An 18873-nucleotide genomic window follows, 5' to 3' on the forward strand; every position below is an offset into this window, starting at 1 on the left:
TGTTACTCCAGCGCCGCGGCGACCAGCTCCGCCACGTCGAGCACTTCGGGACGCACGCCGACCACGCCTTCGAGCATCGCGGTGCAATTCGGGCAACCCACGGCGACCACTTCCGCGCCTATCGTGCGGGCATCGGCAATGCGGATATCGGGAATGCGCTGCTTGCCGGGAATGTCGGTCAGGGGCGCGCCGCCGCCACCGCCGCAGCACCGTCCGCGCATGCCGTTACGCTCCATCTCCACCACCTTGATGCCGATGGACTTCAGCAGCTTGCGCGGCGCTTCGGTTTCGCCGTTATAGCGGCCGAGATAGCACGGATCGTGATACGTGATCTTCTTGTCGGCGAGCACGGTCGCGGCCTTCGGCGAGAGCTTGCCGTTCGCGACGAGTTCAGCCATCAACGCCGTGTGATGCTGCACTTCATAGAAGCCGCCAAGCGCGCGATACTCGTTGCGCAAGCTATGCAGCACATGCGGGTCCGCCGTCACGATGCGCCGGAACGAATACTGCGAAAGTGTGCCTATGAGCTTCTTCGCACATGCCTGAAAGGTGGCTTCGTCGCCGAGACGACGCGCCGTATCGCCGGTGTCCGTTTCAACGCCGCCGAGCACCGCGTAATCCAAGCCTGCCTTGTTCAGCACCTTTGCCAACGCACGCAGCGTGCGTTGATAACGCATGTCGAACGCGCCTTCGCCCGCGATCAACAAGACATCGACGGGACGACCCGGTTGCGCGACCTGCACTTGCAGATCCACCGACCAGTCGTAACGCGCGCCGATGTCAAACCCGTTCGCGCTGCCCGTTTCACGCAGATTCGCAAGCGTGATCGGACCCTTCCCCGGGACGTTGCCTTCCACGAGCGTCTGATTGCGGCGCATATCGACGATGGCATCGACGTGTTCGATCAGCATCGGGCATTCCTGCACGCAGGCGCGGCACGTGGTGCAGGACCAGATGGTATCGGCTTCGATCATCGTGGAGATGAGCGGCTTGCCCGGTGCGCCCGAATGCCTGCCGACCGGAATGCCGGGGGTCGGGCTGCCGGCGTAGAGCGCATCCGAACCGCCGACCATGCCGACGACGAGATCCTGAATCAGCTTCTTCGGATTGAGCGGTTGTCCCGATGCGAACGCGGGGCACGCCGCTTCACATTTGCCGCATTGCACGCAGGCATCGAAACTCAGCAACTGGTTCCAGCGAAACTCGATGGGCTTGCTCACGCCATATTCCTGCGCATCGAGTACGGGCACTTTGAGCGCGGTGGGCGGCACGACATCATGCTCGTTCTTCGCTGCAAAGCGCTCCTGACGCGGATGAAACGCGAGATGCAGCAAGCCCGCCATCGCATGCTTCATCGGGCCGCCTTGCGCTGCGCCGAAGGTCATCGTGTATGCGCCCGCCGCGATCAGCAATGCAACGATGATCGCGAGTGCACCCGACATCCACGAAGCCGGCAACAGCATGAACAATGCAAGACCAAGCGCGAATGAACCGAGCAGCAAAGGCAGGCTGTCCCACGGTCCGCGTGACAAACGCGCGGGCACTTCCTTCGCGCCGTGTCTGCGACGGTACACGAACACCGCGCCCACCAGCATGACGATAGCCGCGAGGAAGATCAGCTTGTCGAGCCACGGCGAATAAATGGCGAGGCCGTAGTTGAGGAATACGAGCGCCATCGCGAGAATGGCGCCGCCAGCGGTTGCAACGTGCGTCTTTGCGATATACGGATCACGCGCGACCACATGATGCAAGTCCACGAAGTAACGCTTCGGGATGGTCAGCAGGTTAGCCCAGCCATAAGCACCGGCAGTAGTGGCGCGTCCTTCTCGCCAATAGGCCGCGCGCTTCACCACGGCGAAGGCGAGACCCGCCACCGATACCCACAGCAAGACGGTGATGACAAACACGGGGTTCATCGTCTAAAGCCCTCGTCAGAAGTCTTTGCAAAGACGCAGCGCGTCGTAGATCGCGCCGTGGATGTTGTGCATGGAGATGCAGTCGCCGACGCGGAACAAGAGAAAACGCCCGTTTCCAAGCTCTTCCGAAAGACACGGCTGCGCTTCCGATGCAAAGAGCTTGTGCACATCCACCTGCCCGCGATTGAGCGATTCGGGCTTCAGCTTCCAGTACAGGGAATCGTTGGGCGTGCTGCCGTTCTCGATCACGACCTGATCCACCGCGCGCTCTTCCTGTTCTTCCGTGTACTCGTTGCGGATCACGGCAATCTTCTTCCCGTCTTCCTCGTACACCTTGTCGAGCCAGTAGTTCGGCGTATGGATCACGCCTTGCGCGTAGAGCCTTCTATAAAAGATGGGGAACGTGGTGCCGCCGACGTCATCGGCGACCTTCACGTCCGGCGTCACGATCTCGACATTGCCGCCACGGCTCGAGATGAAGTCCGCGACGCCCGCGCCCGCATGCGTGCTCACGCCGTCATAAACGAGCACGTTCTTGCCCGGCTCGACCTGGCCCGAGAGAATGTCCCAGGCGCTCACCGCGAGACCTCGTTCGACGCCCCATGCAGGCACTTGATCCGTGAACGACGAGCCGCCCGTCGCGAGCACGACGATGTCCGGCTTCTCGGCCATGATGGCCTTGTCGTCGGCGGCGACACCGAGACGACGATCCACGCCGAGCCGCTTCGTTTCCATGTCGAACCAGCGCACGATGCCCGCCATCTGCTCGCGCTGCGGTGCCTTCGCGGCAAGCATGATCTGACCGCCGACGTAATCGTTCTTCTCGAACAGCACGACATCGTGACCGCGCGACTTCGCCACGCGCGCCGCTTCGAGTCCCGCGGGCCCTGCGCCGACCACCACGACTTTGCGCTTCGGCCCGCGCGTCTTTTCGATGACATGCGGCATGGTCGCTTCACGCGATGTCGCCGCGTTCTGCACGCACAACACATCGAGTCCGTTGTACTGCCGGTCGATGCAGTAGTTCGCGCCGACGCACTGCTTGATCTCGTCCTCGCGGCCATCGCGAATCTTGATCACCATATGCGGGTCCGCAATCTGCGCACGCGTCATGCCGACCAGATCGACCATGCCGTTGGCGAGCAGACGTTCCGCCTGACCCGCATCGCGAATGCTTTGCGCATGCATGATCGGCAGCTTCACGACCGACTTGATGCCCGCCGCGAGATGCACGAAAGGCTCGGGTGGCAGCGCCATCGGCGGCATGCAGTTGGCGAGCGTGTTATGCGTATCCGCGCCCGAACCGATCACGCCGACGTAATCGATGAGGCCCGTTTCAGCCATCGCTTGAGCGATCTCTTTCAATTGTTCGTGATCGAGACCGTCTTCATGGAATTCGTCGCCGCACATGCGCAAGCCAATTGCGAAGTCGGCGCCCACGGCTTCGCGCACGGCCTGCAGCACTTCCTTACCGAAGCGCAGACGGTTTTCGAGCGAACCGCCCCATTCGTCCGTACGAAAGTTAGTGCGCGGACTCCAGAACTGATCGATCAAATGCTGATGCGCCGCCGAGATCTCGACGCCATCCATGCCCGCATCCTTCACGCGCTTCGCGGCCGCCGCGAAATCCTGAATGATGCGCTTGATCTCTTCCACTTCGATGATCTTCGCGTTGCCGCGATGCACTGGCTCCCGCACGCCCGAAGGCGACATCAGATGCGGCCAGCTCTCGCCGTGCCACGCCGAACGCCGGCCCATGTGCGTTGCCTGGATCATGATCTTCGCGCCATGCCGATGCATCGCTTCGGCCAGCTGCGAGAGCGGGTCGATGACCTTGTCGGTCGACAGGTTCACCGACTTCCACCAGCCTTGCGGGCTGTCGATCGACACCGGGCTCGAACCTCCGCAAACGGCTAGCGCCACGCCGCCCTTCGCCTTCTCTTCGTAATAGCGGATATACCGGTCGCCGGGCAGACCGCCGGGCTCGGCATAGACCTCGGCATGCGCGGTACTGACGATACGGTTACGCAAGGTCAGCTTGTTCAGCGTGAGTGGCTTGAAAAGGTTCGGGTAACGCATTGCGGGCGACCTCGGAAAGGTTTTGCTTTGAAGCCTTTATTTCGATGCGAGCGGCGACACTTCGAACACACAATGCTCGCAGCCTTCCGCGGCGCATTGCGTTTCGACCGAGTGCGAACGCGGCCCCTTCTTCGTGCTGTCGGGTGCGGTGTCGTTGACCCAGTCCAGCGCGCCGGCGAACCATCCGGCGAACATGTAGCAGAGCTTGCCGTGCTTGCCCGGTTGCGCGAGCACGAAGGACGAGTGACGCAGATGCACGCGCGCCATGGCGCTCTGCGGGTCGGATTCGACGATATCGAAGAGACCCCAGCCGCGTTGCGACAGGCGCTTCAGGTAATGCTCGAACACCGCCATGCCCGCTATGCCGTGCTTGTCCGCCTCCTTGTCGCACCAGTGATAAGCGGACTTGTAGCCCGCCTTGTAGAGAATCGCGGCGTAAGCTTCGCGGCCGAGCGCTTCTTCCACGGCCACGTGGTTGTTGGTGAAGAAGTGGCGCGGCACATACAGCATGGGCAGCGCGTCGGTAGTCCAGACGCCCGTTTCTTGATCGACGTCGATAGGCAGTTGCGGTTGCATCGCGGGTTCCCTGTTCTTGTTGGAGTCAGACGTTCCAGACTTCGCCGAAGAAGCGCATCCAGTTCTCGCCCATCACCTTCTTGATACGCGTCTCGCCCCAGCCCGCTTTTTCCATCGCGGCCGTGAGGTTCGGGAACTCGCCGATCGTGCGAATGCCTTCCGGATTCACGACCTTGCCGAAGTTCGTCAGACGGCGATAACGGCCCTTGTCGTGCGTGATCCAGTCGAAGAACTCGGTGCTGTAGCCTTGCGTGAAGTCCGTGCCGATGCCCACCTTGTCTTCGCCGATCACGTTGATCACGTAGTCGATGGCTTCGAGATAATCGTCGACGGTCGCGTCCGGGCCTTTCTTCAGGAACGGCGAGAACATGGTCACGCCGACGAAGCCGTTGGCGTCCGCGATCTCTCTCAGCTGATCGTCGGTCTTGTTGCGCGGATGGTCCTTGAGTCCTGAGGGACAGCAGTGCGAGTACGTGACAGGCTTCTTCGAGCAGGCGATGGCATCGGAAGAAGTCTTCGCGCCCACGTGGGAAAGATCGACCATGATGCCGACGCGATTCATCTCGTGGATCACTTCCTTGCCATAACCCGAGAGTCCGCCGTCCGGTTCATAGCAGCCCGTGCCGACCAGGTTCTGCGTGTTGTAGCAGAGTTGCACCACGTTCACGCCGAGCTCCTTGAACACTTCGATATAGCCGAGGTTGTCCTCGAACGCATACGAGTTCTGGAAGCCGAAGATGATGCCTGTCTTGTTTTCCTTCTTCGCGCGCAGGATGTCGTCGGTCGTGCGCACGAGCGTGAGAATCTCGCTGTACTCGCGAATCTGTTGCTTCATCTCGGCGATGTTGTCGATCGTCTTCTGGAAGTCTTCCCAGACCGAAACCGTGCAGTTCACCGCGGTTACGTTACCTTTGCGCATGTCCTCGAACACGGAGCGCTCGAACTTGGAGATGTTCAGGCCGTCGATGATGATGCTGTTGTCGTGCAGAGTGCTCATCGTTGATAACTCCGTGTGCTTAGTAGATGGGGAAGCGTTCGCACAGCGCGAAGATCTCGCGGCGCACGCGTTGTTCGGTTTGCGGATCGCCTTCCGGATGCTCGCGCAGCGATTCGAAGACTTCGAGAATCAGGCGGCCGGTTTCGCGGAACTCGTTGACGCCGAAGCCGCGCGTCGTGCCTGCCGGCGTGCCTAAGCGAATGCCCGAGGTGACGGTCGGCTTTTCGGTATCGAAGGGAATGCCGTTCTTGTTGCAGGTGATGCCCGCGCGTTCCAGCGCATGCTCGACCTGATTGCCCTTGAGGCCTTTCGGGCGCAGATCGACGAGCAGCAGATGGTTGTCCGTGCCGCCGGTGACGAGATCGACGCCACCTTCCTTGAGCACTTCGCCGAGCGCTTGCGCATTTGCGAGCACGTTGTCGATATACGTCTTGAAGTCCGGCCGCAGCGCTTCGCCGAAGGCCACCGCCTTGCCTGCTATCACATGCATCAGCGGGCCGCCTTGCAGGCCGGGGAACACGGCCGAGTTGATCTTCTTGGCGATGTCTTCGTCGTTCGTGAGGATGAAACCGCCGCGCGGACCGCGCAAGGTCTTGTGCGTGGTGGACGTGACCACGTGCGCATGATCCACGGGGTTATCGTGACGCCCCGCCGCGATGATGCCCGCGATATGCGCCATATCGACCATGAGCTTCGCATCGACGCTATCGGCGATCTTGCGCAGACGCGCGAAGTCCAGCTTGCGCGGATACGCCGAGAATCCCGCGATCAGCAATGACGGCTTGTGTTGCTTCGCGAGTTCCTCAATCTGCTCGTAATCGATCAGCATGGTGTCGCGGTTCACACCGTATTGCACCGCGTTGAACCACTTGCCCGAAAGCGCGGGCTTCGCGCCATGCGTGAGGTGACCGCCCGCATCGAGCGACATGCCGAGAATGGTGTCGCCGGGTTTGGCGAGCGCAAGCATCACGGCGCCGTTGGCCTGCGCGCCCGAATGCGGCTGCACGTTGGCGAACTTCGCGTTGAAGAGCTGCTTGATGCGATCGATGGCGAGCGCCTCGACTTCATCCACGAATTCACAGCCGCCGTAATAGCGCTTGCCCGGATACCCTTCCGCGTACTTGTTCGTGAGCACCGAGCCTTGCGCTTCCAGTACGGCGCGCGACACGATGTTTTCCGACGCGATCAGTTCGATTTGCGATTGCTGGCGCTCCAATTCTTTCAGGATCGCGCCGCGCACCGAAGCGTCGCTGGATGCAAGCGGGGCTTCGAAGAAGGGATTCGAGTTCGACATTGGCAGGTCCGTGGGTCAAGTGTGACGGTCGTTCGACGGCGGTGCGGGTGGCTCTTCGGATGCTTTTCCGTTTGCCGTCGCGGCCGTAATCGTTGCATCTATTCTTGACTTTCGTCCTGCCGGTCAACTTACGAATTTAGACGTGTTCTTGGCCTTTTCCGACATGCGCGTCTTTTTTCGACAAGTGGCGCGATGGATTTCGGTGTAGCGATTTATTCGGTGCGCCGCTGCACTGTCGCGGAACGCCCGTGCGCTTCGAAGGTGCGCGCCCTTGCTCGTGGAGGGTCGGCGAGGAAATCGCGTCTATATGAAGCATGCACGATGCCTCGTGAGGCTCAGGGTTTAGCCTGATGGCATGGTAGTTGCAAACGAAACCAAAATGCAAAAAGTGGCAAAGCGCCGCATCTGACGGCGTCAAACAATAGATTCGAAGGAATCATCCCTCACATGTCCCCCGATCGCACGGCGTCGCTGTCGCACTTCGCTTTCATGCCGCTTCCCAACTTCACCATGATCGCTTTCACCAACGCGATCGAAGTCCTGCGCATGGCGAACTATCTGACGGGGCAGCCGTTGTATCGCTGGTCGATCGTGAGTCCCGATGGCGGTCCCGTCACCGCGAGCAACGGCTTGTCCGTCGACACAGGTCCGGTGGAATGCGTGGGACAACCCGATATCGTGTTCGTGGTCGGCGGCATCGATGTGCAGCGCGCGACCACGCCCGCACATCTCGCCGCGCTGCGCCGCTTCGCCCGCACGGGCAGCGTGCTCGGCAGCCTCTGCACCGGCACTTATGCACTGGCTCGTGCGGGCTTACTCGCGGGCTATGCGTGCGCGATCCACTGGGAGAACATGTCGGCGCTCAAGGAAGAGTTTCCCGACACGCGCTTCCTGAAGGAACTGTTCGTGATCGACCGCGATCGCGTCACGTGTACCGGCGGCGTCGCGCCGCTCGACATGATGCTCAATCTCATCGCATCCCGCGTGGGTACGGCGCGCGTGACACAGATCGCCGAGCAATTCATCGTCGAACATGTACGCGATACGAGCGCGCAGCAGCGCATGCCGCTCGTGGCACGACTCGGATCGGCCAACAAGTCGCTCTTCGAAGTGATCTCGCTCATGGAGAACAACATCGAGGAGCCGCTGTCGCGCGAGGAACTGGCGCGCCTTGCAGGCATGTCGCAACGGCAATTGCAGCGGCTCTTTCGCGAGCATCTCGGCATGACGCCGACGCACTACTATCTCACGCTGCGTCTGCGGCGCGCGCGCGAACTGCTGCTGCAAACCGATATGTCGATCATGCATATCACCATGGCTTGCGGCTTCCAGTCGGCGTGCCACTTCTCGAAGAGTTATCGCGATGCCTTCGGAACCGCACCCACGCGCGAACGCCGCAAGCAAGGGCCTTCGCTTGCGGCGGTTGCACCTTCGGCGCTGGTTGCCTGATACCGGTTCGAACAAAAAGAGCCGTTGGCTTGCAACAGCCAACGGCTCTCTTCATTCCAGGCCGATTACGCCGCTTTCAACAATCCGTGCGGATCGAGCACGAACTTCCTCGGCGCGCCGCCATCGAACTTTCTGTAGCCTTCGGGCGCTTCATCGAGCGAAATCACGGACACGTTGACGATATCCGCAATCGGCAAACGATCCCACAAGATGGCCTGCATTAGATTGCGGTTGTACTTCATCACGGGCGTCTGTCCCGTGTGGAACGAATGCGACTTCGCCCAGCCAAGGCCGAAGCGAATGCTGAGACTGCCCTTGCGCGCGGCGGCATCGGCGGCGCCGGGGTCATCGGTGACATAGAGGCCGGGAATGCCGATCGCGCCCGCTGCCTTCGTGATCTCCATCAGCGAATTGAGCACGGTGGCCGGTGCTTCCTCGCCGCTGCCGCTGCCGTGACCGTGTGCCTCGAAGCCCACGCAATCGACCGCGCAATCCACTTCCGGCTTGCCGAGAATCTGCTCGATCTGCTCGCCGAGCGTCGCGTCCTTCGAGAGATCGATGGTCTCGAAACCATCTTGCGCGCGTGCGCCAGGCGCTCTTCGTTCATGTCGCCGACGATGGTGCACGCTGCGCCCAAGATGCGCGCCGATGCCGCCGCCGCCATTCCAACCGGTCCCGCGCCCGCGATATAGACAGTCGCGCCCGGTTTCACGCCCGCCATCACCGCGCCGTGATAACCCGTCGGCAAGATGTCGGAGAGACACGTGAGGTCGCGTATCTTCGACATGGCCTGTGCCTTGTCTGGAAACTTCAGCAGATTGAAATCGGCATACGGAACCATCACCAATTCCGCCTGGCCGCCTATCCAGCCGCCCATATCGACATAACCATACGCGCCGCCAGCACGCGACGGGTTCACGTTCAAACATACGCCCGTATGTTGCGCCTTGCAGGTCGGGCAGCGCCCGCATGCCACGTTGAACGGCACCGAAACGAGATCGCCAAGGGCAAGCGTCTCCACATCGCGGCCGATTTCGATCACTTCGCCCGTGATCTCGTGCCCGAGCACGAGGCCGACTTCCGCCGTCGTGCGGCCGCGCACCATATGCTGATCCGAGCCGCAAATGTTGGTACTGACTACGCGAAGAATGACGCCGTGGCCGATGTCGCGCCCGCGTGGATCGACCATCTTCGGATAGTCGATGGACTGCACTTCCACCTTGCCCTGCCCCAGATATACGACGCCGCGATTGCTGCTCATTGATCGTCTCCATGTCTCGTGGACGGCTCGCGCGATGCACCGTCACGGTTCATCGCGCCCGTTCGTCGAGCGTAGCGCCGCTAGTCGCACACGACCGATCTCCAATGCGACGCGGGTTTGACTCAAACCGACATGACGTTCCTCGGCGGTTTTTATTGATTGACCGTTCAATATAAAAACGCCTAACATCGAATCGAACTGACAGCAGAAGCGACCAATGCCCAAACTCGGAATGCGCGAGATTCGTCGCGCGCAACTCATCGACGCGACCTTGCAGACCATCGACGAAGCGGGCCTCGGCGGTGCGACGCTCACCTCGGTGGCGCAGCGCGCGAGTACATCGACGGGAATCGTCAGTCACTATTTCGGCGACAAGGACGGGCTGCTTGAAGCCACCATGCGTCATGTGCTGCGCAATCTCTGGCAGGCCACGTCGCGTCGCCGCAAGGCCGCGAAAGCCGAGCCGCGTGCGAAGTTGCGCGCAGTGGTCGCCGCGAATTTCGATGTCGAACAGGTGAACGGCCCCGCCATGAAGACATGGCTCGCGTTCTGGTCCGAAAGCATGCACAAGCCCGAGTTGCGGCGTTTGCAGCGTGTCAACACGCGGCGACTCTATTCGAATCTATGCGCGGACTTCTCGCGCGCCTTGACGAAGCCTGCCGCGCGCCGTGCGGCCAGCGGTCTTGCCGCGCTTATCGACGGTCTCTGGCTGCGCGGCGCGCTTGCAGGCGAACCGTTCGATACGAAGTCGGCGTTGCGCCTCGCTTACGACTACATCGACCTGGTGCTCGAAGCGCGCGGCTAAAACTTTCCATCCTCAAAGGAGCACGACATGGAAGAGCAACGCCTTTACATCGGCGGCGCATACGTCGATGCCACGAGCGGCGAAACCTTCGTCACGCTCGATCCCGCCACCGGTGAATCCATCGCGCATGTGCAGCAGGCGTCGCAAGCGGATGTCGATCGCGCCGTGCACGCAGCACACGAAGGGCAACGCGAATGGGCCGCCATGACCGCGATGCAGCGCTCCCGCATCTTGCGACGCACCGTCGACCTGCTACGCGCGCGCAACGACGAACTCGCCGCGCTCGAAACGCGCGACACCGGCAAGCCGATTGCGGAGACGCGCGCCGTGGATATCGTCACCGGCGCGGATGTGATCGAGTATTACGCGGGACTCGCGACGGCCATCGAAGGCACGCAGATACCGCTGCGCGAATCGTCGTTCGTCTATACGCGACGCGAGCCGCTTGGCGTGTGCGCGGGCATCGGCGCATGGAATTATCCGATCCAGATAGCTTGCTGGAAGTCTGCGCCCGCGCTCGCGGCCGGCAACGCGATGATCTTCAAGCCAAGCGAGATCACGCCACTCACCGCGCTGAAGCTCGCGGAGATTTATACCGAAGCGGGCGTGCCCGCCGGCGTCTTCAATGTGGTTCAAGGCGATGGCCGCGTGGGCGCCATGCTCGCGGAACATGCGGGTATCGAGAAGATATCGTTCACGGGCGGGGTGCAAACCGGCAAGAAGGTCATGGCGCATGCGGGCGGCTCGACGCTCAAGGAAGTGACGATGGAACTGGGTGGCAAGTCGCCGCTCATCGTATTTCACGACGCCAATCTCGAACGCGCCGCCGACATTGCCATGAGCGCGAACTTCTTTAGCTCGGGACAGGTATGCACGAACGGCACGCGCGTGTTCGTCGAGCGCGGCGTGATCGAAAGCTTCGAAGCGCTGGTGCTGGAGCGCGTAAAGCGTATACGCATTGGCGCGCCGGATGATCCGCGCACCAACTTCGGCCCGCTTGCAAGCGCGGCGCAACTGCATAAAGTGCTCGGCTTTATCGAAAGCGGCAAGCGCGAAGGCGCGCGACTCATCGCCGGCGGCGCGCGCATGAGCGATGGTGCATTCGCGCGCGGCCAGTATGTCGCACCGACCGTGTTTGCCGATTGCCGCGACGACATGCGTATCGTGCGCGAGGAAATCTTCGGACCGGTGATGAGCATTCTTGCCTTCGACGACGAAGACGAAGTCATCGCGCGCGCAAACGATACCGAATACGGACTTGCGGCGGGCGTGGTCACGGAGAACATATCGCGTGCGCATCGCGTGATTCATCGGTTGCAAGCGGGTATCTGCTGGATCAACACATGGGGCGAATCGCCCGCGGAAATGCCCGTGGGCGGCTACAAGCAATCGGGCGTGGGGCGCGAAAACGGCATCGTGACGCTCAATGCCTACACGCGCATCAAGTCCGTGCAGGTCGAGCTCGGGCCTTATCAGCCCGTGTTTTAAGGAGCTTTCGATGAGCGCGATGGAATACGACTACATCATCGTGGGCGCGGGATCGGCGGGCAACGTGCTTGCCTCGCGTCTCACCGAAGACGAGGACGTGACGGTGCTGCTGCTCGAAGCGGGCGGCCCGGATTATCGCTTCGACTTTCGCACGCAGATGCCGGCGGCGCTTGCTTATCCGCTGCAAGGGCGGCGCTACAACTGGGCGTATGAAACCGAGCCCGAACCGCATATGAACGATCGTCGCATGGAATGCGGACGCGGCAAGGGACTCGGCGGATCGTCGCTCATCAACGGCATGTGCTACATACGCGGCAATGCGCTCGACTACGACAACTGGGCCACGCGGCCGGGTCTTGCAAACTGGAGCTATCTCGACTGTCTGCCGTATTTCCGCAAAGCGGAGACACGCGATATCGGTGTGAACGATTATCACGGTGGCGACGGTCCCGTTCATGTCACGACCAGCAAACCCGGCAACAATCCACTCTTCGCGGCGATGGTCGAAGCAGGCGTGCAAGCGGGTTATCCGCGTACGGACGATCTCAACGGCTATCGGCAAGAAGGCTTTGGACCGATGGATCGTACCGTCACGCCGAACGGAAGGCGCGCGAGCACGGCGCGTGGTTATCTGGATCACGCGAAGCATCGCGGCAATCTCACGATAGTTACCCATGCAACTACTGACCGTGTGTTGTTCTCGGGCAAGCGCGCGACTGGCGTGGCTTATATTCATGGCGCGCAACGCGTGCGCGCGCATGCGCGGCGTGAAGTGCTCATATGCAGCGGCGCCATTGCTTCGCCGCAATTGCTGCAGCGTTCCGGTGTCGGACGTTCGAGCTGGCTCAGGGAACTCGAGATTCCCGTGGTGCACGATCTGCCGGGAGTCGGTGAGAATCTGCAGGATCACCTCGAGATGTACATGCAATACGAATGCAAGGAGCCGGTCTCGCTTTATCCCGCGCTGCAACTGCGCAATCAGCCTGCTATCGGGCTCGAATGGCTTCTGAAAGGCACGGGCATAGGCGCGAGCAATCAGTTCGAGGCGGGCGGTTTCATCCGCACGCGCGATGACGATCCGTGGCCGAACATCCAGTATCACTTTCTGCCGGTGGCGATCAATTACAACGGTTCGAACGCCATCGAGATGCATGGGTTTCAGGCGCATGTCGGGTCGATGCGATCGCCCAGCCGTGGACGCGTCAAGCTCACGTCACGCGACCCGCACGCGCATCCGGGCATCCTCTTCAACTACATGGCCGATCCGCTCGACTGGCGCGAGTTCCGCGATGCGCTTCGCATCACGCGCGAAATCATGCAGCAGCCGGCGCTCAGCAAGTATCGCGGACGCGAGTTGAATCCCGGCGCAAAGCGCATGAGCGACCGGGATCTGGATGCCTTCATCCGCGCGAAAGCGGAGACCGCATATCACCCGTCGTGCTCGTGCAAGATGGGTTACGACGATATGGCCGTGGTCGATGCCGAAGGACGCGTGCACGGCATGGAAGGCTTGCGCGTAGTGGATGCGTCGATCATGCCGCAGATCACGACGGGCAATCTCAACGCGCCGACCATCATGCTCGCGGAAAAGATCGCGGATCGCATTCGCGGGCGCGATGCCTTGCCACGCGTCGAGACGCCGTACTTCGTGGCGAACGGCAAGCGCGCGCGCGACAGCGGCTGGTTGCAGAAGGAACTGGTCGAGCGTGCCAAAAGTGACGTGACGAGCGACTCCGCCACCTCGCGCATCTGAGCATTTCCAGAGAAACCTCCTCCGAGCCGAACTCTTCGGCTCGATAACCGGCGGCGACCTTTGCATCCGACGCATGGTTTTCCCTAGTGCCTCGTCTTCATCTCAATTATTACGATCGCAGCCCATTCGTATTCCGAAGCGTTCCCGTCGCCGTACCGAATGGAAATAAATGTGACGGCGAAAGCGAAGCATGGCGTCGCGGCGAACAAGGCCGCTGGCGCGTGCGAATACACAGCGACCACGAAACGTTGCGAATCGCCGTCGAACGAGCAGGTAACATGCCGCGCTCGCAGAACGAAGTGCGCATCAGCGTGCCCGCTTCCGACGCGCGCCGTGCTTCATGCACGAATGGCACGGTGATCAGTGAGCGCACCGAACAGGGTTGGCTACATCTGACCTTGAACATCAACATTTGATCAACACTTTTAAACTGAAGGACCGAAGTAGCAATGCAAGTCTCAAAGCTTCAACCCACGCGCGCGCTTGCCATCGCGTGTCTGCCGCTCGCAGCGGCGGTCGTGTCCGCATCGGCGGCAGCGCAGAGCAGCGTCACGTTGTACGGCGTAGTCGATAATGCCTTCGCCTATGCCAGCAATCAGCGCGGCTCGTCGAACGTGTATATGTCGCAAGGCAGTTTGCAGGCGAGCAAGTTTGGCCTGCTGGGCGCGGAAGATCTCGGCGGCGGCACAAAAGCCGTGTTTCGTCTGGAGAGCGGCTTCAATTCCCTGAACGGCGCAGCGGCAAGCTCCGCGGGCATGTTCAATCGACAAGCCTATGCCGGTCTCTCCAACGACCGTTACGGCACGCTGACGCTCGGGCGGCAATACACGCCCTACTTCAATCTCGTCGGTGCGCTCGGTCCGACCAGCGCGCTCACGGGCGCGACCGGCGCACATCCCGGCGATGTCGATGCGCTCGACACCACACTGCGCTTCAATAACTCGGTCTCGTATGTCTCGCCGAACGTCGCGGGTCTGACGCTCGCCGCACAAGCCGGGCTCGGCGGCGAAGCCGGCAGCATTGCGAGCGGCTCCAACCTCAGCGCGGCGTTGCGCTACGACTTCAAGCCCGTCTCGATCGCGGCGGGTTATGTGCACCTCAAAGACGTCGCGACGAGCAGCGCCATCGGCAGCTTCGCCAACAATTCGCCGATCAACAACGGCTACGCCACGTCGGGCGGCGTGCAGATGATCGCCGCTGCCGCGCGCTACACGCTCAAGGACCTGATGGTGGGTCTGAACTATTCGAACGTGCAATACGCACCGGGCGCGCACTCATTGTTCTCGGACGAAGCCGTGTTCAACTCGTACGGCGCGATTGCGTCGTATCGTTTCACGCCTGCTTTCGCCGCAGCGGCGGGCTACAGCTACACACGGGCCAGCAAGTCGAACGGCGTGAATGACCCGGCGCGTTATCAACAGATTTCGCTGGAGCAGACGTATGCTTTGTCCGCGCGCACCACGTTCTACGCGTTGCAGGCTTATCAGCACGCGAGCGGTCAGTCTTTGATCGCAAATGGCGCGGGCCGTGTGAGAATTTCGGATGCAGTCGCGGTGGTCGGCGATTCGCAGAACACCACGCCGTCGTCCGGGCCGTCGCAGTTCATCGCGATGATCGGCATGCGGCACGCGTTCTGACGCTTACTTCAGCGCATCAACGCAAGGTCCAGTTTCGGGCGAAGGCTTCGAAACTGGCGACTTGCGCGGACTCCCAGGCAGCGTCGCGGCCGAGTTCCTGAGCCATGATGCGCGCCACTTCGGGCGCCGCCGCACGTGCTGCGGTGGCATCCAGAAAGAGCGCGCGATTACGGCGCGCAAGCACGTCTTCGACCGAACGCGCCAGCTCCGCGCGCACCGCGAAACGCGTTTGCGCTTCGGTCAGGCCGCCTGCTTCGACGAGCAACGTGTCCGCGCCCGGCAATCGTTCAATGATCCCCGCATCCGAACCGTAGTACCCGCTTTGCACGCCCGTTGCGCCATGCAAGGGCAACGAGCGCGTGCGGCATGGCGCAGCCGCCAACAGACCGTTTGCAATGGCCAGATCGACCACTTGTTCCGCCATCAGTCGATACGTCGTCCACTTGCCGCCCGTCACCGTGATCATTCCGGTGGAACTCGATTCGATCGTATGCTCGCGCGACAGCGCCGCCGTCGACGCGCCGCTATCGCCCTTCACGAGCGGACGCAGGCCGGCCCACACGCTCAAGACATCGTCGCGCGTCGGTTTGAGCGAGAGATAATCTGCCGCCGAACTCAGGATGAAGTCGATCTCCGCGTCGCTTGCACGCGGTTCGAGCGGCACGTCGCTCTGCGGTGTATCCGTCGTGCCGACGATAGTCTGCCCATGCCACGGCACCACGAACAGCACACGGCCGTCTTTCGTCTTCGGCACGAGAATGGCGTTATCGCTTTTGAGGAAGCGGCCGGGCAACGTGAGATGCACGCCCTGACTCGGCGCCACGATGGGACGCGCGCGGGGATCGTCCATTGCGCGAATGGCATCCACCCAGACGCCGGTTGCGTTGACCACGCAGCGGGCGCGCACTGAGAAGGCATCGCCCGTTTCGGTGTCTTCGAAGGCAATCCGATGCGTCCTGTCCGCGCGATCCACCTCGATACCGCGCACTGCCGCATTGTTGAGCGCGATGCCGCCGAGATCGAAAACCGTGCGCGCGAGTGCAATGGCGAGGCGCGCGTCGTCGAACTGGCCGTCATAGTAGAGCGTGCCGCCACGGAGCGCGCGGCCCTGCAGATTGCCGGCGAGCATGGGCGCCTTGTCGTGCGTTTCGCGCAGACCGAGACCACGACTCGGCGCGAGATTCAATGCGCCCGCAAGCCAGTCGTAGACCTTCAAGCCGGCGCCGTAGAACAGCTTGTCGGTTAAGCGGTAAGCGGGCACGACGAAACCCAGCGCGTTCACCAGATGCGGCGCATTGCGTGCAAGCAGCCCTCGTTCATGCAAAGCCTCGCGCACGAGCGGGATGTTGCCTTGCGCGAGATAACGCACGCCGCCGTGCACGAGCTTGGTCGCCTTACTCGACGTGCCCTTCGCGAAGTCCCGCGCTTCGAGCAGCAAGGTGCGATAGCCGCGCGACGCGGCATCGACAGCCGTGCCTAGACCGCTCGCGCCGCCGCCGATCACCACGATATCCCAGCACGCGGTCCGGTCGATTTCGCGAAGGAGCGTCGCGCGATCGGGCGGCGTGATTGCCTGCATGTCAGGCTGCGCGGGATGCTTGTTCATCGGGGAAATCCCGCGCGCGAGGTCGATCGAACAACATGGCGCGGGACTGGGTGCCGCTTGGGTCCGGGCAAGAATAAACGTGTCATACGCTGGCTTTGTCCCGTCTCTCGCCGATTTTCGCTTTGAAGTGAGATGTTCGTTTTTTACATCGTACCATCGGCCTTCGGGATCATCGGTGTGGGCCACGCCGCGATCCCTCACTCCCGAGCCGAAACCAGCACCCCGCTCCCTTCCACCACCTCCGCCTCCGAAACCAGCGTCTCCAGCGCGAGCCCGCGCGTCTCGATCCCAAGAATCCAAACCGCCGACGCCGCCACCACAAAACAGGCGGCGCCCAGCGAAAAGACTCCGCCCTGTCCGAAGACCGGCAACACGACGCCAACGACATAAGGCCCGATCAACGACCCGACACGCCCGATCGCCGATGCAAACCCCGACCCCGTCGCGCGCGCGCCGGTCCCATACAACTCTGGCGTATAGGTATAAAGCACGGCCCACATCGCGAAGAGGAAGAACTGCATGGCAAGTCCCGCGCAGATCAGGAGCGTCGGCGTTTCGGCATGCAACGCGGTCTGGCCATACAAGTACGCCATCAACCCGCTACCCAAAAGTGATGCAATGCAAGTCGGCTTGCGTCCCCACCGTTCCACGAGCCACGCCGCACACAAGAAACCCGGCACGCCGCCAAGCGAGATCAGCACCGTATAAAGCACGGACTTCGTGACGGCAAAACCGGCCTGTTGCATCAACGCGCCGAGCCACGACGTCAATCCATAGAAGCCAAGCAACGCAAAGAACCAAAGCGCCCAAACCATGATCGTGCGACGCCTGTATGCCGCACTCCAGATCTCACGAAACGCTCCAGATCCCTTCCTGACAGGCGGTTCCGCCAGCATCGAAGGCGCAGGCAACGCACGCAAGCCGCTAGCCCTCATGACCTTCGCCTCGACTTCATCGAGCACGCGATCCGCTTCTTCGATACGTCCGTGATGTTCGAGCCATCGCGGCGACTCGGGCACCACGCGCCGCACGATCAGCACGAACACCGCGGGTATCGCAAGCAACGCAAACTCGGTGCGCCAGCCAAACTGCGGCAACACGAAGTACGACACCACGCCCGACGCGATGAATCCCAGCGGCCAGAAGCCATCCATCAACGCAATCAGTCTGCCGCGTGAAGCCGTCGGCACGAACTCGGAGAGCAACGTCTGCGCGATAGGAAACTCCATTCCCATGCCGATACCAAGCAGCACGCGATAGAAGATCAACGCATCGACGGAATGCGCCGTCGAGCACAGGTACGACGCCAGTCCCCACAGCACCATGCTCCACTGGAACACGGGCCGGCGTCCGAAGCGGTCCGCAAGCAAGCCCGCGACGGCCGCGCCGAGCACCATGCCGAAGAAGCTTGCGCTTGCAACGAGGCCCGCGGTCGCGGTCGACAAACCGAACTCCGTCTTGATCGAACCGAGCACGAAGGTCATCGTGCCGAGGTCCACCGAATCGAAGAAAAACGCAACGGCAATGATGATGAAAATGGTGCGGTGATACCCGGAGAACGGCAGGCGTTCTAGCCGTGCAGCAGCGCTCGCGCGCGATTGCGTGGCGGTGGACATGTCATCCCTCTCTCGATGCGGCGCTAACCGCGTGGACGTGGCGTACGGAAGTCAAAGCGTTTTCAGTAGACGCCGACATAAATCCGCAACATAGAAGATTCGCGTCATCGGGATGGAACGTACGCGTCATGCGTCATAGCGTGCGCGCGCCGCCGCGGCAATACGCATGAGCGCATCCACGCTGAGCCTTGCAGCGATGGCCTTCACGTACTCGTGGTGACGCGCATCGAGCGGCGCGTCGAGATACTGCGCATGCAGATAGCGAATCAACGCAATCCGCCGATGCTTCAACGCAATGCTGCGTTCGAGAAGCGCGAGCGCCGCGTTCGCATCGCGCTCCTTGACCGCGCGCTCGGAGAGCAACGCCGCCGTGTCGCGCGATGAAGTCATCGTCGT

At 61.8% G+C, this 18873-nt stretch carries 14 protein-coding genes and 1 pseudogene; 6 read left to right on the plus strand and 9 right to left on the minus strand.

What is annotated here, in order from left to right; genetic code table 11:
- Positions 1-2 precede the first annotated feature (2 nt).
- The 5 genes from P9292_RS13255 to P9292_RS13275 are packed head-to-tail and all read right to left on the minus strand — an operon-like array spanning position 3 to position 6862.
- A complete protein-coding gene (locus tag P9292_RS13255; RefSeq protein WP_309959407.1) occupies positions 3-1916 on the minus strand; it encodes a (Fe-S)-binding protein in 1914 nt (637 codons plus the stop codon).
- A 15-nt stretch (positions 1917-1931) separates the two neighbouring features.
- Positions 1932-3995: an NADH:flavin oxidoreductase gene (locus tag P9292_RS13260; protein ID WP_309959409.1), complete on the minus strand. Its 2064-nt coding sequence runs from the start codon at positions 3993-3995 to the stop codon at positions 1932-1934.
- 36 nt (positions 3996-4031) lie between these two features.
- The gene (locus P9292_RS13265; RefSeq protein WP_250509779.1) at positions 4032-4571 is read right to left on the minus strand and encodes a DUF5943 domain-containing protein; all 540 of its coding nucleotides are present in this window, start codon (positions 4569-4571) and stop codon (positions 4032-4034) included.
- A 25-nt stretch (positions 4572-4596) separates the two neighbouring features.
- Entirely contained in the window at positions 4597-5568 is a 972-nt protein-coding gene (locus P9292_RS13270) for a dipeptidase (protein WP_244829039.1), read from the minus strand.
- A 19-nt stretch (positions 5569-5587) separates the two neighbouring features.
- Entirely contained in the window at positions 5588-6862 is a 1275-nt protein-coding gene (locus tag P9292_RS13275) for a serine hydroxymethyltransferase (protein ID WP_244829038.1), read from the minus strand.
- Positions 6863-7309: 447 nt separating this feature from the next.
- Between P9292_RS13275 and P9292_RS13280 the strand changes: the two genes are divergently transcribed.
- Positions 7310-8311: a GlxA family transcriptional regulator gene (locus P9292_RS13280; RefSeq protein WP_309959419.1), complete on the plus strand. Its 1002-nt coding sequence runs from the start codon at positions 7310-7312 to the stop codon at positions 8309-8311.
- Between the two features lie 65 nt (positions 8312-8376).
- Here P9292_RS13280 and fdhA read toward each other — a convergent pair.
- Positions 8377-9572: pseudogene (fdhA, locus tag P9292_RS13285) on the minus strand (formaldehyde dehydrogenase, glutathione-independent).
- Between the two features lie 217 nt (positions 9573-9789).
- On the opposite strand from fdhA, the gene betI reads away from it, so the two are divergent.
- The 5 genes from betI (at position 9790) to P9292_RS13310 (ending at position 15255) form a co-directional block, all read left to right on the plus strand.
- The gene (betI, locus tag P9292_RS13290; RefSeq protein ID WP_309850228.1) at positions 9790-10377 is read left to right on the plus strand and encodes a transcriptional regulator BetI; all 588 of its coding nucleotides are present in this window, start codon (positions 9790-9792) and stop codon (positions 10375-10377) included.
- Positions 10378-10404: 27 nt separating this feature from the next.
- The gene (gene betB, locus P9292_RS13295; protein WP_309959421.1) at positions 10405-11865 is read left to right on the plus strand and encodes a betaine-aldehyde dehydrogenase; all 1461 of its coding nucleotides are present in this window, start codon (positions 10405-10407) and stop codon (positions 11863-11865) included.
- 10 nt (positions 11866-11875) lie between these two features.
- Positions 11876-13618 (plus strand): choline dehydrogenase, encoded by a 1743-nt coding sequence (gene betA, locus P9292_RS13300; protein WP_309959422.1) that lies wholly within the window; start codon positions 11876-11878, stop codon positions 13616-13618.
- A gap of 278 nt (positions 13619-13896) precedes the next feature.
- Complete coding sequence (locus P9292_RS13305) at positions 13897-14034, plus strand: hypothetical protein (protein ID WP_244829032.1); 138 nt, start codon at positions 13897-13899, stop codon at positions 14032-14034.
- A gap of 33 nt (positions 14035-14067) precedes the next feature.
- A complete protein-coding gene (locus P9292_RS13310; RefSeq protein ID WP_309959423.1) occupies positions 14068-15255 on the plus strand; it encodes a porin in 1188 nt (395 codons plus the stop codon).
- 16 nt (positions 15256-15271) lie between these two features.
- Here the strand turns inward: P9292_RS13310 and P9292_RS13315 are convergent, their stop codons facing one another.
- From P9292_RS13315 to P9292_RS13325, 3 genes are all read right to left on the minus strand, one after another.
- Positions 15272-16861 carry a glycerol-3-phosphate dehydrogenase/oxidase gene (locus P9292_RS13315; RefSeq protein WP_309959424.1) on the minus strand — a complete coding sequence of 530 codons (1590 nt, stop codon included), beginning with the start codon at positions 16859-16861 and terminating at the stop codon, positions 15272-15274.
- Positions 16862-17058: 197 nt separating this feature from the next.
- Positions 17059-18477, minus strand: a complete 1419-nt coding sequence (locus P9292_RS13320; RefSeq protein ID WP_244829029.1) for an MFS transporter — start codon at positions 18475-18477, stop codon at positions 17059-17061.
- Positions 18478-18603: 126 nt separating this feature from the next.
- Positions 18604-18867: a hypothetical protein gene (locus tag P9292_RS13325; RefSeq protein WP_244829028.1), complete on the minus strand. Its 264-nt coding sequence runs from the start codon at positions 18865-18867 to the stop codon at positions 18604-18606.
- Positions 18868-18873 lie beyond the last annotated feature (6 nt).

This window comes from Caballeronia sp. LZ001, from assembly GCF_031450875.1.
GTDB lineage: Bacteria > Pseudomonadota > Gammaproteobacteria > Burkholderiales > Burkholderiaceae > Caballeronia.

Bases quoted from the DNA above. Each gene is read 5' to 3' on its own strand.
- betI (WP_309850228.1), top strand. From the start codon at position 9,790: ATGCCCAAACTCGGAATGCGCGAGATTCGTCGCGCGCAACTCATCGAC.
- P9292_RS13315 (WP_309959424.1), bottom strand. From the start codon at position 16,861: ATGAACAAGCATCCCGCGCAGCCTGACATGCAGGCAATCACGCCGCCC.
- P9292_RS13275 (WP_244829038.1), bottom strand. From the start codon at position 6,862: ATGTCGAACTCGAATCCCTTCTTCGAAGCCCCGCTTGCATCCAGCGAC.
- P9292_RS13320 (WP_244829029.1), bottom strand. From the start codon at position 18,477: ATGTCCACCGCCACGCAATCGCGCGCGAGCGCTGCTGCACGGCTAGAA.
- betB (WP_309959421.1), top strand. From the start codon at position 10,405: ATGGAAGAGCAACGCCTTTACATCGGCGGCGCATACGTCGATGCCACG.
- P9292_RS13270 (WP_244829039.1), bottom strand. From the start codon at position 5,568: ATGAGCACTCTGCACGACAACAGCATCATCATCGACGGCCTGAACATC.
- P9292_RS13310 (WP_309959423.1), top strand. From the start codon at position 14,068: ATGCAAGTCTCAAAGCTTCAACCCACGCGCGCGCTTGCCATCGCGTGT.
- P9292_RS13255 (WP_309959407.1), bottom strand. From the start codon at position 1,916: ATGAACCCCGTGTTTGTCATCACCGTCTTGCTGTGGGTATCGGTGGCG.
- P9292_RS13280 (WP_309959419.1), top strand. From the start codon at position 7,310: ATGTCCCCCGATCGCACGGCGTCGCTGTCGCACTTCGCTTTCATGCCG.
- betA (WP_309959422.1), top strand. From the start codon at position 11,876: ATGAGCGCGATGGAATACGACTACATCATCGTGGGCGCGGGATCGGCG.
- P9292_RS13260 (WP_309959409.1), bottom strand. From the start codon at position 3,995: ATGCGTTACCCGAACCTTTTCAAGCCACTCACGCTGAACAAGCTGACC.
- P9292_RS13305 (WP_244829032.1), top strand. From the start codon at position 13,897: ATGCCGCGCTCGCAGAACGAAGTGCGCATCAGCGTGCCCGCTTCCGAC.
- P9292_RS13265 (WP_250509779.1), bottom strand. From the start codon at position 4,571: ATGCAACCGCAACTGCCTATCGACGTCGATCAAGAAACGGGCGTCTGG.
- P9292_RS13325 (WP_244829028.1), bottom strand. From the start codon at position 18,867: ATGACTTCATCGCGCGACACGGCGGCGTTGCTCTCCGAGCGCGCGGTC.